The following is a 15,398-nucleotide window of genomic DNA, read 5'->3' on the forward strand; positions in this document are numbered from 1 at the left end:
TTCAACCCGCTATGCGAGCGCTGGGAGCACCTGCAGCGGAACCTCGGCGCGAGTCCTGGGTGCGATGACATCTCGGTAGTGATGGTCGAGGGCGAGGACAACCGGCTGTGGCAGCGCCCAGGCCAGAACGGCGTTGACCGCGTCGGTCATGCCGATGGCGTCGTGATCCGCGTACGTACGCATCAGACGCTCGGCCTCGCTCAGGAGCGGCCAGCCCACCGTGGCGAGTGTGAGCCGATCCGTACTCGCCCAGGCGCGCATGCTCGCCAGGGCGTCCGCTGCCGCCTTGCCGCTGATCTTCGTCGTCAGGTGGTAGTCCAGCTCGGCCAGGACCATCGGTGACACCACGAGTCGGTCGACCAGGGAGAGCGCTTGTACGGAGGACTCATGATGAGCGTCCTTCCGGTTGTAGACGGCGAGGAGCACCGATGTGTCCGCGACGCCGAACAGATGCCGCTTCAACGGCCACCTTCCTCGAACAGGTCCTCGCTGGATCGAGTGGCCAAGTCTGAAGGTCCGTCGAACATGGCCCGCGCCAGAACGGCCATCGCCTCCGAGTCCTCCCCCAAGGGCGAGGTGAAGGACAACGGGATGCCGCGTGCGATGTGGTCCAACGCCACTTCCTCTGGTGTACGTCCCTCCAGGAGTGCGAGAGTGCGCAGCACTTCGGCCTGGTCGCCGGTGTAGGTGAGCGTCACCGTGACGGCGTCGTCCGGCGTGGCCGGTCGGTCCGGCGGGGGTACGGAGGCGTCGGCCACAGGGATCTCCTTATATGGGCGGCGAGATGCGGTGTACGACGATTTCAACGGTATCGACGCATCAGCGGTACCGCAGTGTTGCCCGCGTTGATCGTGGCAGCGACAGCTCCGCCCATGTCGCCTTTCCGATGCCGTGCAGGCGGGGACAGCATCCCCAGCGCTTCGCCAAGGACTGCACGAGGGCCAGCCCCCGGCCTCCTTCGTCTTCGAGGGCGGCTTCTCGGGGCTGGGGCCGGTGGTCGCTCGCGTCTGCGACCTCCACGCGCAGCCGTCCGTCGTACGTGGCGAAGCGCACGCCGATTTCGCGGCCGGGCGGAGTCCGTGCGTGCCGGACGGAGTTGGTGACGAGTTCCGAGAGCAACAGCTCGGCGGTGTCGGCGACTTCGCCGGCGATCTTCCAGTCCGTGAGCTGCAGGCGAAGGAGCGCGCGTGCGTGCCCAGCACTGCGCGGACTGTGCGGGAGTTGCCACAAAGCCTCCCGCATGTCGGGGCTTGCGGGCTGTGCGGTCGCGGTGTGGGCTGACATGAAGACCTCCACGGCAGGCAGCGGACGGACGCACATCTCTAGAGATGTGATCCGTGGTCAGTGAAGCGGCCTACGTCTAGGTGCGTCAATAGATCTCTAGAGATGTGAGAAATTGCTCGTCCGAGATCGGCGGTCGGCTGTGAAGGTGTGGCGGCTGATGCCTAAGATGTCTAGAGATGACCGGAGGAGAGGCCTGGATGAGCGGCGGGGACACGGGGCGTCAGCCGAAGTACCAGCGCATCGCGGCGCAACTGCGAGCGGCTGTCGAGGCCGGCGAGTACGGGCCCGGTGAACGGCTTCCCGGCGAGAACGACCTCATGGCCGAACACGGCGTGGCTCGGATGACGGCCCGACAGGCTCTCGGGGTTCTCCAGACGGAGGGCATCGCGGAAGCGCGCAAAGGAGCCGGGGTGTTCGTCCGTGACTTCAAGCCCATCCGGCGACGCGGGCTCGAACGCCTCGCGCACGCGCAGTGGGGCGAGGGGCGTTCCATCTGGGCGACCGATGCCGGAGACCGCGAACTCGTCGTCGACTCGGTGGAAGTGGCCGAGGAGGATGCTCCGGCCGCGATCGCGGGAGTGCTGAATCTGAGTGACGAGGGGGTACGGGTCTGCGTGCGTCGCCGCCGGTACGTTCTCGACGGCAAGCCGGTGCTGCTGTCCACCTCCTACCTTCCGGCCGAACTGGTCGCCGGTACGCGGATCATGCAGCCCGAGACCGGCCCCGGCGGTATGTACGCCAGGCTTGAGGAACTCGGCCGCAGGCCCGTCCGCTTCCGCGAGGAAATCCGCTCCCGCATGCCCAGCGCCCAGGAGGCCGACCGGCTGGCCCTGTCGTCCGGGGTGCCTGTGGTGCTCGTCGTACGTACCGCGTTCGACGCGGAGGGGCGGGTGGTCGAGGTGAACGACATGGTGCTGGACGCGGCGTCGTACATCTTGGAGTACGACTTCGAGGGCTGAGTGCGGCTCGGACGGTTGCGCGGTCTTGAAAACGCAGCTGCCGGCCGTCGGATTCAACGTATTCGCCCTCTTGTGCTTGATGCTGTGGGCTGGGGTGCGGCCGGTATTTGAGGCAGGGCGAGCCCACGATGGGGTCACCGGTGGAGGCGGCGGCCGTCAGGGATACCCTCTGGCAATGTCGAATCGGGCGGTGGCAGTTGGGGTAGGTCTCGCGCAGGTGATGGCGCACTGCGGGGGCAGCCCCGCAGCGGCCGTGCACTATCTGGCGGGTGCCATCGCCTCCGCACCTGAGGATCCCCAGCCCTATACGGTCCTTGCCGAGTTGTGGAGGGACAAGCCGTCCGAACTGGCCGAGGTCGTTCAGGGTGCCGACTCCTTGAGGGCGCTGCTGGCGCTGTCGTACGTCAGCTTCCTTGACGGTGACATGGACCGTGCGGCGCTGGCGATCGGATCGGTTACGGGTGCGCGACCCGACATCGCATGGGCCCATGCCCCCTGGTTCGGCGATGCACGGTTCCTCGGCGTGGTGAGTGCCGATGCGTTGGCCGAGGCCGCAATGCGGACGATGGGCCGTGGCCGTGTTCTGGACAGCGAAAGCACGCGGGAACGGTTCCGGCCCTGGTTCCGGGCGATCGACGCGGTGGCTGCCCGCCGGCCCTTGCCGGACGCGTTGGCCAAGATGGCGATCCTGCTGCGGACCTGCGGTCTCACCGACGCGTCGTTCGCCCTCTGCGACCGGGCGGACTCCGTGGAGCGGATCATGCTGACGGAGGTCGTGCGAGCGGGGACATGGCGCAAGCTGGGTGATCCTGAACGGACGGTGGCGGCGTTCGAGCGCGGTATCGCCCTGGACCCGGCCAACTGGTCGCTCCACCTCGACCTGGCCGACGTCCACGCCGAGCAGGGCGACTTCGCCGCCGCGGTCCGCCTGATCGACCAGGGAATGAAGCACGAGCCGACCGAACCCACACTCCGCGCTGCCGGGGCCGCCTACCGCGCACGGCTGACCGGCTCACCCGCCGAACTGGGCGAACTCATCGAACTGGCGCCGAACCTGCCGAACGACTCCTACCGGGACCTGCTGATCGACTACGCGTGTGCCGGTCCCGCGCTGCCTGCCGAACTCGTGACCGCGGCCCGCCGCATCCAGAACAGCTGAGGTTCCTGACAGCGGTTGGCCGGGCTCCCCGCAGATCACGAGGAGCCCAACCCGCAACTCCCGCCTACCAGATCGCCTCCACCCACTCCGGGTGGTCGATGAACGGGTTCCGGTTGTGCTGGTACGTGTTGTAGATGACGTTGTTGCGGTTCTCCTCGAAGGCGCTCGGCGGGTCCGCCTCGTTCCAGGCCTTGAGGACGGAGAGCTTGCCCATGTAGGGGTTGCTGCCGTTGTTGACCTTCTCGTTGGGCTCAAGGTCGGCGAAGCCGTCGTCGCCCTCGTAGCGGACGGCCATGTAGAGGATCATGCGGGCCACGTCGCCCCGGTCCGCCGCGCGCGGTGCGAAGGAGTCGGAGTCGACCGTGCTGCCGCCGCCGTTGGTGACCGCGCTGCCGCCGTTGTCGAAGTCCAGGTTGCCGCGGATGCTGTTGACCTGGACGTCGGCGGGACGCAGGTGGTGCAGGTCCGTGCCGGGGCCGACCACCTCGCCGAAGTCGCCGTGGGACTTGGCCCAGGTGTGTTCGCGGTTCCAGTCGCCGACGTCGCCGCCGTTCAGGGACTTCGCGCGGGAGACACCGCTGTACAGCAGGATCACGTTGTTGCTGTTGTTCGGGTCCTGGTCGGTGGCCTTCAGCGCGTCCCAGACCGCGGAGTACGAGATCTTCGTGACGTTGGTGCTGATGATCGTGTGCAGCGAGGACTTCAGGCTCGTACCGGTCTTGCCGACCGCGTTCTTGTAGTACGTCGAGTCGTACGCCGTCGTCGTGGCGGAGGCCGGAGTCGCCGTCAGGGTCGGGGCCGCGAGGCCCACCAGGACCGCTGCGGTGGTCAACGCCACCGTTTTCCAGCGGTGCATGCGAGTCACCAACATAAAGAGTGTCCCATCTACGCGGGTTGAATGGGGCGGCAAACGGGAGCGTGACATGCACATGCGGTCCTGTAAATAAACGAGGCGTGTCGATCAGGTGACCGGGCGCGACAATTTGCCTCGTGTCTACGCGAGTTGACCGCGCGGAGGCGCACGGGAACGGCCCCCGACCGGGTGGGTCGGGGGCCGTTCGGCGTTGTCTACGGCAGTCGCGTCGGCGTCACTTCACGTCCGACGGGTCCAGCCGGTACAGCGTCGACGTGTTGGTCGTCGACGTCGACGACGTGGAGGTCGAAGAACTCGACTCCGTCGCCGCGCTCTTGTCGTACGCGCTCTCCTTCACCGCCGTCGCGTTCTTCTGCACCCACGCGGTGATCTCGGTGTTCAGGGTGCTGTTGCCGCCCATCCCGCCGCCACCGAGCTGGATGTAGTGCAACTCGCCCTTCTTCACCAGTTCCTTGAGCTTGGCGAGGGTCATCGCCTTGTCGGAGCCGGTGAAGCCCCACATGGAGATGACGGGCTTGTGGGTGCTGAGGATCAGCTGGCCAGCGCTCTGCGAATTGGACACCGCGAGCAGCCACTTGGCGCCGTCCTGGTGCTTCTCCAGGTAGGAGATGAGCGCGCTGGACGTCGTACCGCCCATGCCGCCGCCACCGCCGAAGCCGCCGCGCGTACCGCCGGTCCCGGTCCCACCGGGAGCCGTACCGCCGCCGGGCAACTCCCCGGTCGTACCGCCCTGTTGACCACCGGCCGCGCCACCGGTCGTCGGTGCGCCGCTCGGCGCTCCGCCGCCCTGCGGCACCTCGCCCGTGCCGCCGCCACCCGGCGTCATCCCGCCGGGAGCCGTGCCGCCGCCGGGAAGTTCGCCGCCGGCCTGGCCGCCCGCCTGGGTGCCGCCGGGCAGCTCGCCGCCCCGCTGGCCGCCGAAGCCGCCGCGGTTGCCGCCGCCCGGACCGCCGCCGCCGAAGCCGCCGCCGGTCGACGGACCGGCCGTCGGGTTGGTGCCGCCCATGCCGCCGCCGGAGCCGCTGGACGCGGCCGGGGTCACGGCGTACGCCGTCGGACCGGCGAGCGCGGCGACGATCGCCGCCGCGATGGAGGCGGTGAGGAGCCGGCCGCGGTTGCCGGAGCGGAAGACGAACAGGCCGATGATCGCCGCGACCATCAGCACGCCCACCGTCGGCCACAGCCAGGTGTTCCAGCCGGAGGCGCGGCGCAGGACGACGATCGCCCATATTCCGGTGACCGCGAGGCCGGCCGGGAGGACCCACGACCAGCGGGCGTCGCCGCTGCGGAACGCGCGCCACAGCATCACGCCGCCGCCACCGCACAGGGCCGCGATGCCGGGAGCGAGCGCGGTCGTGTAGTACGGGTGCATCGTGCCCTGGGCCATGCTGAAGGTGACGTAGTGGAGCAGGGTCCAGCCGCCCCACATGATCAGCGCGGCGCGGGTCGCGTCGGTGCGCGGGGCGCGGCCGACCAGCACCAGACCGGCGATCAGGGCGATCGCGGAGAAGGGGAGCAGCCAGGAGATCTGGCCGCCGAGGATGTCGTTGAACATACGGCCGATGCCCGCGGTGCCGGCGAACGTACCGCCGCCTCCGCCACCACCCGCGCCTCCGCCGCCGTTGCCCTCGCCGCCGAAGACGCGGCCGAAGCCGTCGTAGCCCATGATCAGGTCCCAGGCCGTGCCGTCCGTGGAGCCGCCGATGTAGGGGCGGTCGGAGGCGGGGACGAGGGAGACGGCGGTGGCCCACCAGAAGCTGGAGACGGCCAACGCGACCGTGGCCACGGCGAGTTGGACCAGCTTCTTCTTCCAGCCGAGCTTCGACGCGAAGAGGTACACGGCGAAGACGGCGGGCAGTGCGATGTAGCCCTGGAGGAGCTTGGTGTTGAAGGCGAGGCCGAAGCAGACCGCGGAGCCGACCAGCGGCAGCAGTCGCTCGGTGCGCACGGCGCGCAGGCCGAGGGCCGCGCCCGCCACCATCAGCAGGACGAGGAGGGTGTCGGGGTTGTTGTCGCGGTTGATCGCGACCGTGATCGGGGTGAGGGCGAGGACCAGCGCCGCGATGGTCGCGGCCACGTGGCCGAAGTACCGCTTCACGGAGGAGTGCAGGATCCAGATCGTGCCGATCGCGGCGGCGACCTCCGGCAGCATCATCTGCCAGGTGCCGAAGCCGAAGATCCGGCACGACAGGCCCATCACCATCAGGGAGAAGGGCGGCTTGTCGACCGTGATGAAGTTGCCCGCGTCCAGCGAGCCGAAGAACCAGGCCTTCCAGCTCTGCGTGCCGCTGTAAATGGCGCTGCTGTAGAAGCTGTTGAGGCTGGAGCCGGTCAGGTTCCAGGAGTACAGCACGGCGGCCAGGACCATGATCGCGACCAGTGCGGGCAGCGACCAGCGGGGCGCCTTCTCGGGCGGGGCCGTCTCGGGTGGGGCCGGCGGCGGCCAGTCGGCGGACGCGGGTTCGGTGTGGGGGTGTGGATCGGTGGCAGATGTCACCCGGCCATCGTGCGAACGCAGGGTGGGTGGGTGCTGTGCCAGACCTGGTGCTCGGCTGTGAATTCGCAAAGGCCCGGGTAACGGGCCGTACAACCGTTCCCCAACCCGTACAACCTTTCACGCCTTCCTGTGAGTCATGTCATGCATGACTCAATGGATATCCCGCCGGGCCAGAGTGCTGGCGGCCGGCGCGGGCGCCGGGGTGCTCATACCCGTGCTGGCCGCCGCAACGCCCGCTGCCGCCGCCACCCCGACGGTCAGCTGTACGTCGGCCAGGGCCGGCCTCGCCGACAAGCTGAAGAAGGACATCACCGCCGCCCTCGCGACCCGTAAGGGAACCGTGGCCGTCGGCCTCTACGACCGCAAGACCAACACCACCTGCACCCTGCGGGCGGCGACCGCCTACGACTCGGCCAGCACCGTCAAGGTGACCGTGCTCGCCACGCTGCTGTGGGACGCGAAGAAGCACAACCGCTATCTGACGACGCGGGAGACCACGCTCGCCACGGCCATGATCACCAAGTCGGACAACGACGCGACCTCCACCCTGTGGAGGCAGCTGGGCCTGACGAAGATCAAGGGCTTCCTCGCCGCCGCCGGCATGACGCAGACCAAGCCGGGCGCGAACAACTACTGGGGTCTGACCCAGGAGACCGTGACCGACGAGCAGAAGCTGCTCAAGCTGGTCACCGCCAAGAACACCGTGCTGAGCGACAACTCCCGTGCGTACATCCTGAAGTTGATGAACCAGGTGATCTCCAGCCAGCGTTGGGGCACTCCGTACGGAGCCCCGTCGACCGTCACCGTGCACGTCAAGAACGGCTGGCTGCAACGGTCCACGCACGGCTGGCGCGTGCACAGCCTGGGCACCTTCGACGGCGGCGGCCACGACTACATGATGTCCGTGCTCACCCAGGACAACAGCACGATGAGCTACGGGATCACCACGATCCAGGGCGTCGCAAAGGCGATTCACAAGGACCTGGCTTAACCGACGGGTCTCCCGCACGTCACCCACCCGTCCTACGGTGGCGCCCATGCGCCTGAGAACCGTACTCGCGACCGCGACCGCCGGCCTGGCGGCGGCCACCTGCCTCACCGCCGCCGGGCCCGCGAGCGCCGTCAGCAACTCCCTTACCAGCAACGCCTGTTCGTCGTCCGTCTCGATCGACCGCTTCTCCGACGCGCTCGACAAGACGACGTACGACGGCACCTTCGTCGGCAACTTCTCCGCGCTCGCGGTGGACAAGGACGGCTCGCTCGCCGCGCTGGAGGACCGTTCCTCCCTGTTCGACCTGGACGCGAAGACCCTCCAGCCGGAACGGGTCGTCCCGCTCGCCGACGAGAACGGCGCCGCGCTCGACTCCGAGGGCCTGGTCATCGACCGGGACGGCACCCGCCTCATCACCTCCGAGACCGAGCCGTCGATCCGCCGCTACTCCACCGACGGCAAGATCCTCGACCGCCTCCCGGTCCCGTCCTCCCTCCTCGTCGCCCCGGCCGGGCGGGCCGTCTCCAACCAGACCTTCGAGGGCCTGACCCTGCTGCCCGGCCGTCACACCCTCCTCGCGTCGATGGAGTACCCGATCGACGGCGACACCTCCGGCGCCGTCCGCTTCCAGACCTGGACCCGGACCAAGGGCGACCACTTCAAGCTCGCCGCGCAGTACGCCTACAAGACCGACGCGGCCTTCCTCGGCGTACCCGAGGTGCAGGCGCTCCCCGACGGCCGCCTCCTCGTCCTGGAGCGCGGCTTCACCAGCGGCGTCGGCAACACCGTCCGCCTCTACCTGGCCGACCCGCGCCACGCGACGGACACCGGCAAGATCGACACCCTCACCGGCCAGCCCGGCGTCCGCCTGATCAAGAAGACCCTGCTCGCCGACATCGCCGACTGCCCGTCCCTCGGCGCGACGGCGAAGCAGCCCCAGCCCAACCCCCTCCTCGACAACATCGAGGGCATGGTGATCACCGGCCACGACAAGGGCCGCCTGAAGGTCCTGCTGGTCAGCGACGACAACCAGAACGCGGTACAGACGACCCGCTTCTACTACCTCCGGGTGCGCGTCTGATCCACCCGCCGTCCCCCTGTTTGTTGCGGAGGGATGAAATCCGCTTCGATTCGCGTTGGTGCCTTCCGTAGATCGGCGAACGGAAGGCACCCGCGTGGCAGCGAAACAGGGGGAGACACAGGGCTGGGCCCGAAGGCTCGCCGGGTACGCCTGGCGGTACCCAAAGGACGTGGTCCTGGCTCTCGGCGCCTCCCTCGCCGGCATGGCGGTCACGGCCGTCGTCCCGCTGGTCACCAAGGTGATCATCGACGACGTGATCGACGGCCACACCCGCTCCATGGCCCCCTGGGCGGGCGCGCTGATCGTCGCCGCGCTCCTCGTCTACGTCTCCACCTACATCCGGCGCTACTACGGCGGCCGCCTCGCCCTCGACGTCCAGCACGACCTCCGTACCGAGATGTACGGCACGATCACCCGCCTCGACGGCCGCCGCCAGGACGAGCTGTCCACGGGCCAGGTCGTCGGCCGCGCCACCAGCGACCTCCAGCTGATCCAGGGCCTCCTCTTCATGCTCCCGATGACGATCGGGAACGTGCTGCTCTTCGTGATCTCCCTCGCGATCATGGCCTGGCTGTCGCTGCCCCTGACCCTGATCGCCCTCGCCGTCGCGCCCGCGCTCGGCTGGATCGCCAAGCGCAGCCGCAGCAAGCTCCACCCCTCCACCTGGTACGCGCAGGCCCAGGCCGCCGCCGTCGCGGGAGTCGTCGACGGCGCCGTCAGCGGCGTACGCGTGGTGAAGGGCTTCGGCCAGGAGGACCAGGAGACCGGAAAGCTGCGCGAGGTCGGCCGCCGCCTCTACGCGGGACGCCTCCGCACCATCCGGCAGAACGCCCGCTACACCCCCGCCCTCCAGGCCGTCCCCGCCCTCGGCCAGGTCGCGATGCTCGCCCTCGGCGGCTGGCTCGCGGTGCGCGGGCACATCACGCTCGGCACGTTCGTCGCCTTCTCGACCTACCTCGCCCAACTCGTCGGCCCGGTCCGCATGTTGGCCGTCGTCCTGACGGTCGGCCAGCAGGCCCGCGCCGGCACCGAACGCGTCCTGGAGCTCATCGACACCGAGCCCTCCATGACGGACGGCACCAAGGAACTCCCCGCCGACGCCCCGGCCACGGTCGAGTTCGACGACGTCTCCTTCGGCTACGACGACGACCGCCCGGTCCTGAACGGCCTCAGCTTCGAGATCCGCCCCGGCGAGACCCTCGCGGTCGTCGGCTCCTCCGGCTCCGGCAAGTCCACGGTCTCGCTCCTGCTGCCCCGCTTCTACGACGTCACCCACGGTGCCGTCCTCATCGGCGGCCACGACGTCCGCGAACTCACCCTCGACTCCCTCCGCGCCGCGATCGGCCTGGTCCCCGAGGACTCCTTCCTCTTCTCCGACACGGTCCGCAACAACATCGCCTACGGCCGCCCCGACGCGACCGAGGAGGAGATCCTCACCGCGTCCCGGGCCGCACAGGCCGACCGGTTCATCAAGGAACTCCCCGAGGGCTACGCCACGACAGTCGGCGAGCACGGCCTCACCCTCTCCGGCGGCCAGCGCCAGCGCGTCGCCCTCGCCCGCGCGATCCTCACCGACCCGCGCCTGCTGGTCCTGGACGACGCGACCTCGGCGGTGGACGCGAGGGTCGAGCACGAAATCCACGAGGCGCTGAAACAGGTCATGGAGGGCCGCACCACCCTCCTCATCGCGCACCGCCGCTCCACCCTCAACCTCGCCGACCGCATCGCCGTCCTTGACGGGGGCCGCCTCGCCGACATCGGCACGCACGAGGAGTTGCAGGAGCGCTCACCGCTCTACCGCCGCCTGCTCACCGACCCCGACGAACTCGGCGGTGTCTCGCCCGGTCATGCCCTGCCCACCTCCGAACCGGCCGAAGACACCTCCGTACGCGCGGAGTTGGACGCCGAGTTCGACGCCGAGCGCGGGGTCACGCCCCGGCTGTGGACCGGCGACCGCGAACCCAAGGACACCGCGCTGTCGGGCATGCCCGCGACGCCCGAACTCCTCGCCCAGGTCGACGCGTTGCCCCCGGCGACCGACACCCCCGACATCGACGAGGCGCGGGCGGTGCGCGCCGAGGACTCGTACGGCCTGCGCCGGCTGCTGCGCGGTTTCGGCGCCCCGCTGCTGATCAGCCTCGGCCTCGTCGCCGTGGACGCGAGCATGAGCCTGCTGCTGCCGGTCATGATCCGGCACGGCATCGACCAGGGCGTGACGAAGATGGCGATCGGCGCGATCTGGTCCGCCTCGCTGCTGGCGCTCGTCGCGGTGGCGGTGCAGTGGGCGGCACAGCGCGGCGAGACGAGGATGACCGGACGCACCGGGGAGCGGGTCCTCTACACCCTCCGCCTCAAGATCTTCGCCCAGCTCCAGCGACTCGGACTCGACTACTACGAGCGGGAGTTGACCGGCCGGATCATGACGAGGATGACGACGGACGTGGACGCTCTCTCGTCCTTCCTCCAGACGGGCCTGGTCACGGCCTTCGTCTCGGTCGTCACCTTCTTCGGCATCATGGTCGCCCTGCTGGTGATCGACGTACAGCTGGCGCTGGTCGTGTTCGCGACGCTCCCGCCGCTGATCATCGCGACCTTCTTCTTCCGCCGGGCGAGCGTGAAGGCGTACGAACTCGCCCGTGAGCGTGTGTCGTTGGTCAACGCGGACCTCCAGGAGTCGGTGTCGGGGCTGCGGATCGTGCAGGCGTTCCGGCGCGAGAAGGACGGCGGCCGGCGGTTCGCCGAACGCAGCAGCAGCTACCGCGCCGCCCGCACCCGGGGCCAGCGGCTGATCTCGGTCTACTTCCCCTTCGTGCAGTTCCTGTCGTCGGTGGCGGCGGCGTCGGTACTGATCGCGGGCGCGGGAAGGGTGGACGACGCGACGCTGACGACAGGCGCGTTGGTCGCCTACCTCCTCTACATCGACCTGTTCTTCGCCCCGGTCCAGCAGCTCTCCCAGGTCTTCGACGGCTACCAGCAGGCCACGGTCTCCCTGGGCCGCATCCAGGAACTCCTCCAGGAACCGACGTCGACCCGAGCGGCGGACGAACCGCTCGAAGTCCTCTCCCTGCGCGGCGAAATCGCCTTCGAGGACGTGCACTTCGCGTACGGCTCCGCCGAAGAGGCAGATACTGAAGAGGCCATCGGGGGCGTCGAGTTGAGGATCCCGGCGGGCCAGACGGTCGCCTTCGTCGGCGAGACGGGCGCGGGCAAGTCGACGCTCGTGAAGCTGGTGGCCCGCTTCTACGACCCGACGGGCGGCCGGGTCACGGTCGACGGCACGGACCTCCGCGCCCTGGACATCACGTCGTACCGCCACCACCTGGGCGTAGTCCCCCAGGAGGCGTACCTCTTCCAGGGCACCGTCCGCGACGCCATCGCCTACGGCCGCCCCGAGGCCACCGACGCCGAGGTGGAGGCGGCGGCCCGCGCGGTCGGCGCGCACGAGATGATCGCCACGCTGGACGGCGGCTACCTCCACGACGTCGCCGAGCGCGGCCGCAACCTCTCGGCGGGCCAGCGCCAGCTGATCGCCCTGGCCCGCGCCGAACTGGTCGACCCCGACATCCTCCTCCTGGACGAGGCGACGGCAGCCCTTGACCTGGCCACAGAAGCCCAGGTCAACCAGGCCACCGACCGCCTGGCAGGCCGCCGCACCACCCTTGTGGTGGCCCACCGCCTGACGACGGCGGCCCGCGCGGACCGGGTCGTGGTGATGGACCACGGGCGGGTGGTGGAGGACGGTACCCACGACGAGCTGTTGGCGCTCGGCGGGTATTACGCCGAGCTGTGGCGGACTTTCGTCGGTGTCCCCGGGACCGAGGAGCCGGTCGGTACGGTCCGCTGAGGGGTGGTCGGTAGGCCCGCTGAGGGGTGGTCGGTAGGCCCGCTGAGGGGGCGCGCAACCGTTCGACATACGTCGTGCGTCCGTACATCAGTACGCTGTTCGGCTGCTGTGCGGGAGGGATGACTGTGGACATGGGTGCGCTTCGACGGCGGGTGGCGCTCGGCATGGCCGTGCTCACCGCGTCCGGACTGCTCGCGCTCGCGGCCCCCGGCAGTGCCCAGGCGGCCTCGGTCTGCCCGGGGCGGGAGGTGGCGACGCTGCCCTTCTCCACCGGTACCGTCCATGTCTTCCGCCGGGGCGGCTACATCTGCGCGTACACGGCCCCCAAGAACCCCGGCGCGAAGCGCACGATGTCGGTCAGCGTCCAGGCCCGCGGCAGCCGCCCGGTCGTCGACAAGGGGCGGTACACGCGCAGAGCCGGACCGGTCACCGTGCACGCCGGCCATCGGTGCGTGCGGATCAAGGGTGCGGTCGCGGGCGGCTCGGTCAGTTCGGGCTGGATCCTGTGCTGAACCGCCGGCCAGTGTCCTGAGTGAACAACCCCCTCTGGTGTGACGGTAGTTGCTCGGATAGCTTCCGGTTCACAACTGCCTCACAGGGGAGACCGCATGCGCAAGGCGCTCAGATGGCTGCTGGCGCTCACCGTGCTCATAGGCACGCTGAGTACGGCCGGGGTGGCCACCGCCGCCCAGGCCGGCCAAGTCACTGACATCAAGGACCAGTTGCTCGCGATACCCGGCATGAGTCTGGTCCAGGAGAAGCCGTACACCGGCTACCGCTACTTCGTCCTGAACTACACCCAGCCGATCGACCACCGGCACCCGTCCAAGGGCACGTTCCAGCAGCGGATCACCGTCCTGCACAAGGACGTCTCGCGCCCGACGGTCTTCTACACCAGCGGCTACAACGTCTCCACGAACCCCAGCCGCAGCGAACCCACCCGGATCGCGGACGCCAACCAAGTCTCCCTGGAATACCGCTACTTCACGCCCTCCCGGCCCGAGCCCGCCGACTGGTCCAAGCTCGACATCTGGCAGGCGGCCGGCGACCAGCACCGCGTCTTCAAGGCCCTCAAGTCGATCTACACCAAGAACTGGATCGCCACCGGCGGCTCCAAGGGCGGTATGACGGCCACCTACTTCGAGCGGTTCTACCCGCACGACATGGACGGCGTCGTCGCCTACGTCGCCCCCAACGACGTGGTGAACAACGAGGACTCGGCCTACGACCGCTTCTTCACCAAGGTCGGCACCAAGGAGTGCCGCGACCGCCTGGACGCCGTACAGCGCGAGGCGCTGGTGCGCCGGGCGACGCTGGAGCAGAAGTACGCGGCCTACGCGGCGGAGAACGGCTTCACCTTCACCACCGTCGGCAGCCTGGACAAGGCCTACGAAGCCGTCGTCCTCGACTACGTCTGGGGCTTCTGGCAGTACAGCCTGCTCTCCGACTGCGAGAGCATCCCCGCGAACGCGGCGACCGCCACCGACGACGAGATCTGGACCTCGGTCGACACGATCTCCGGCTTCTCCTTCTACACCGACCAGGGCCTGTCCCCGTACACCCCGTACTACTACCAGGCCGGCACCCAACTCGGCGCCCCCACCATCCAGTTCCCGTACATCGAGAAGAAGTACATCCGCTACGGCTACCAGCCGCCCCGCAACTTCGTCCCGCGCTCCATCCCGATGAGGTTCCAGCCGGGCGCGATGCGGGACGTGGACCGCTGGGTCCGCCACCACGCCGACCACATGCTCTTCGTCTACGGCCAGAACGACCCGTGGGGCGCGGAGCGGTTCGCCGTCGGCAAGGGCTCGAAGGACTCGTACGTCTTCACCGCGCCCGGTCTCAACCACGGCGCGAACGTCGCGGCCCTGACCGCCGACCAGAAGGCGCTGGCCACCGCCCGCATCCTGGCCTGGGCGGGTGTCCCCGCCGCGACGACGGCACAGGCGAAGCCGCTGGCACCGTACGACGCGAGGCTGGACCGGCCGGGCGTTGAGCGCGAGCCGACCCTGCGCCCGTAACACCCTTGCCGCGCCCGGCCATTGGTGGTCGTACGACTACACCGGCCGGGCGCAGCCCACGGGTTGGCTGCCGCCGAGCTGGACGTACAGGGCGGTCGAGGCCGGGCAACTCGCGCGTTTCAGCACGGCCTTGACCACCTTGTACTGCGGTTTCCTCTGCCCCGAGCCGTCGCACGCGGTCTCCCGGACCTGGCCGCTGCCCGAGCCGTAGACGCAGTCGCCGACGATTGTGCGGGGGCCGCCTCCGCCGCCCGGGTCGCCGGGGTGCGGGGGTTCGAGGTTGCGCATGCAGGCGTAGCCCTTCGGTACGGCGCTGTCGCGGCCCGTGCCCGGGGTGCCCTGGGCGCTGATGTGCAGCACGAAGTCGGTGGTCGCCGGGCAGGCGGGGCCGGTGCCGACATCGCCGTCGTAGCGGGCGACGACCCGGGCGGCGGCCCGTTCGCTGGTGCAGGGCACCTCGGTGAAGCTCGTCGTACCGAAGGAACTGCACTCGTCCACGCCGAGGAACACCGCGCCGTAGCCGGAGGGTTGGGTGGTCGAGGACGCGGACGCCTTGGCGCCGGAACTGCTGTCACCGGCGTCGGAGCCGGACGAGCAGCCGGTCAGCAGGGCCGCGAGCAGCGCGCACACCGCCCCGGCGCTCCATCTCTCACCCATCGTTCCCCCCGGACTGCCCCCGCCAAGC

The 15,398-nt window shown here is 69.4% G+C and carries 13 protein-coding genes; 7 read left to right on the forward strand and 6 right to left on the reverse strand.

Annotated elements, in window-relative coordinates:
• Positions 1–9: 9 nt before the first annotated feature.
• The 3 genes from ACFXC1_RS32680 to ACFXC1_RS32690 all read right to left on the reverse strand — a co-directional run bounded on the left by ACFXC1_RS32680 (position 10) and on the right by ACFXC1_RS32690 (position 1,284).
• Positions 10–462: a type II toxin-antitoxin system VapC family toxin gene (locus ACFXC1_RS32680; protein ID WP_381249464.1), complete on the reverse strand. Its 453-nt coding sequence runs from the start codon at positions 460–462 to the stop codon at positions 10–12.
• Entirely contained in the window at positions 459–758 is a 300-nt protein-coding gene (locus tag ACFXC1_RS32685; protein ID WP_381249466.1) for a hypothetical protein, read from the reverse strand. The genes ACFXC1_RS32680 and ACFXC1_RS32685 overlap by 4 nt, the downstream gene beginning before the upstream one ends.
• A gap of 61 nt (positions 759–819) precedes the next feature.
• Positions 820–1,284, reverse strand: coding sequence for an ATP-binding protein (locus ACFXC1_RS32690; RefSeq protein ID WP_381249469.1), 465 nt, complete (start codon positions 1,282–1,284; stop codon positions 820–822).
• A gap of 176 nt (positions 1,285–1,460) precedes the next feature.
• Here ACFXC1_RS32690 and ACFXC1_RS32695 point away from each other — a divergent pair, with 176 nt between their 5' ends.
• Together ACFXC1_RS32695 and ACFXC1_RS32700 are read left to right on the forward strand one after the other, a co-directional pair.
• The gene (locus ACFXC1_RS32695) at positions 1,461–2,243 is read left to right on the forward strand and encodes a GntR family transcriptional regulator (protein WP_381249472.1); all 783 of its coding nucleotides are present in this window, start codon (positions 1,461–1,463) and stop codon (positions 2,241–2,243) included.
• Between the two features lie 175 nt (positions 2,244–2,418).
• Positions 2,419–3,402, forward strand: a complete 984-nt coding sequence (locus ACFXC1_RS32700; protein ID WP_381249475.1) for a tetratricopeptide repeat protein — start codon at positions 2,419–2,421, stop codon at positions 3,400–3,402.
• A gap of 64 nt (positions 3,403–3,466) precedes the next feature.
• Here ACFXC1_RS32700 and ACFXC1_RS32705 read toward each other — a convergent pair whose 3' ends face one another.
• A complete protein-coding gene (locus tag ACFXC1_RS32705; RefSeq protein WP_381249478.1) occupies positions 3,467–4,273 on the reverse strand; it encodes an endonuclease I family protein in 807 nt (268 codons plus the stop codon).
• A 217-nt stretch (positions 4,274–4,490) separates the two neighbouring features.
• Positions 4,491–6,773: an ArnT family glycosyltransferase gene (locus ACFXC1_RS32710; RefSeq protein ID WP_381249481.1), complete on the reverse strand. Its 2,283-nt coding sequence runs from the start codon at positions 6,771–6,773 to the stop codon at positions 4,491–4,493.
• Between the two features lie 145 nt (positions 6,774–6,918).
• On the opposite strand from ACFXC1_RS32710, the gene ACFXC1_RS32715 reads away from it, so the two are divergent.
• The 5 genes from ACFXC1_RS32715 to ACFXC1_RS32735 all read left to right on the forward strand — a co-directional run bounded on the left by ACFXC1_RS32715 (position 6,919) and on the right by ACFXC1_RS32735 (position 14,713).
• Positions 6,919–7,764: a serine hydrolase gene (locus ACFXC1_RS32715; RefSeq protein WP_381249484.1), complete on the forward strand. Its 846-nt coding sequence runs from the start codon at positions 6,919–6,921 to the stop codon at positions 7,762–7,764.
• A gap of 46 nt (positions 7,765–7,810) precedes the next feature.
• The gene (locus ACFXC1_RS32720) at positions 7,811–8,845 is read left to right on the forward strand and encodes an esterase-like activity of phytase family protein (RefSeq protein WP_381249487.1); all 1,035 of its coding nucleotides are present in this window, start codon (positions 7,811–7,813) and stop codon (positions 8,843–8,845) included.
• A gap of 94 nt (positions 8,846–8,939) precedes the next feature.
• Positions 8,940–12,689 carry an ABC transporter ATP-binding protein gene (locus ACFXC1_RS32725; protein ID WP_381249489.1) on the forward strand — a complete coding sequence of 1,250 codons (3,750 nt, stop codon included), beginning with the start codon at positions 8,940–8,942 and terminating at the stop codon, positions 12,687–12,689.
• A gap of 125 nt (positions 12,690–12,814) precedes the next feature.
• The gene (locus ACFXC1_RS32730) at positions 12,815–13,201 is read left to right on the forward strand and encodes a hypothetical protein (protein WP_381249602.1); all 387 of its coding nucleotides are present in this window, start codon (positions 12,815–12,817) and stop codon (positions 13,199–13,201) included.
• A 96-nt stretch (positions 13,202–13,297) separates the two neighbouring features.
• A complete protein-coding gene (locus ACFXC1_RS32735; protein ID WP_381249491.1) occupies positions 13,298–14,713 on the forward strand; it encodes a S28 family serine protease in 1,416 nt (471 codons plus the stop codon).
• A 36-nt stretch (positions 14,714–14,749) separates the two neighbouring features.
• Here the strand turns inward: ACFXC1_RS32735 and ACFXC1_RS32740 are convergent, their stop codons facing one another.
• Positions 14,750–15,370: a hypothetical protein gene (locus ACFXC1_RS32740; protein WP_381249494.1), complete on the reverse strand. Its 621-nt coding sequence runs from the start codon at positions 15,368–15,370 to the stop codon at positions 14,750–14,752.
• Positions 15,371–15,398: the final 28 nt, after the last annotated feature.

It is taken from the genome of Streptomyces hokutonensis (assembly GCF_042751305.1).
In the GTDB taxonomy this organism is placed as follows: domain Bacteria; phylum Actinomycetota; class Actinomycetes; order Streptomycetales; family Streptomycetaceae; genus Streptomyces; species Streptomyces hokutonensis_A.

What these genes read in the sequence shown, in the direction of transcription:
- ACFXC1_RS32690 (WP_381249469.1), bottom strand. Translation starts at nt 1,284, where the DNA reads ATGTCAGCCCACACCGCGACCGCACAGCCCGCAAGCCCCGACATGCGG.
- ACFXC1_RS32695 (WP_381249472.1), top strand. Translation starts at nt 1,461, where the DNA reads ATGACCGGAGGAGAGGCCTGGATGAGCGGCGGGGACACGGGGCGTCAG.
- ACFXC1_RS32700 (WP_381249475.1), top strand. Translation starts at nt 2,419, where the DNA reads ATGTCGAATCGGGCGGTGGCAGTTGGGGTAGGTCTCGCGCAGGTGATG.
- ACFXC1_RS32705 (WP_381249478.1), bottom strand. Translation starts at nt 4,273, where the DNA reads ATGTTGGTGACTCGCATGCACCGCTGGAAAACGGTGGCGTTGACCACC.
- ACFXC1_RS32715 (WP_381249484.1), top strand. Translation starts at nt 6,919, where the DNA reads ATGACTCAATGGATATCCCGCCGGGCCAGAGTGCTGGCGGCCGGCGCG.
- ACFXC1_RS32720 (WP_381249487.1), top strand. Translation starts at nt 7,811, where the DNA reads ATGCGCCTGAGAACCGTACTCGCGACCGCGACCGCCGGCCTGGCGGCG.
- ACFXC1_RS32735 (WP_381249491.1), top strand. Translation starts at nt 13,298, where the DNA reads ATGCGCAAGGCGCTCAGATGGCTGCTGGCGCTCACCGTGCTCATAGGC.
- ACFXC1_RS32740 (WP_381249494.1), bottom strand. Translation starts at nt 15,370, where the DNA reads ATGGGTGAGAGATGGAGCGCCGGGGCGGTGTGCGCGCTGCTCGCGGCC.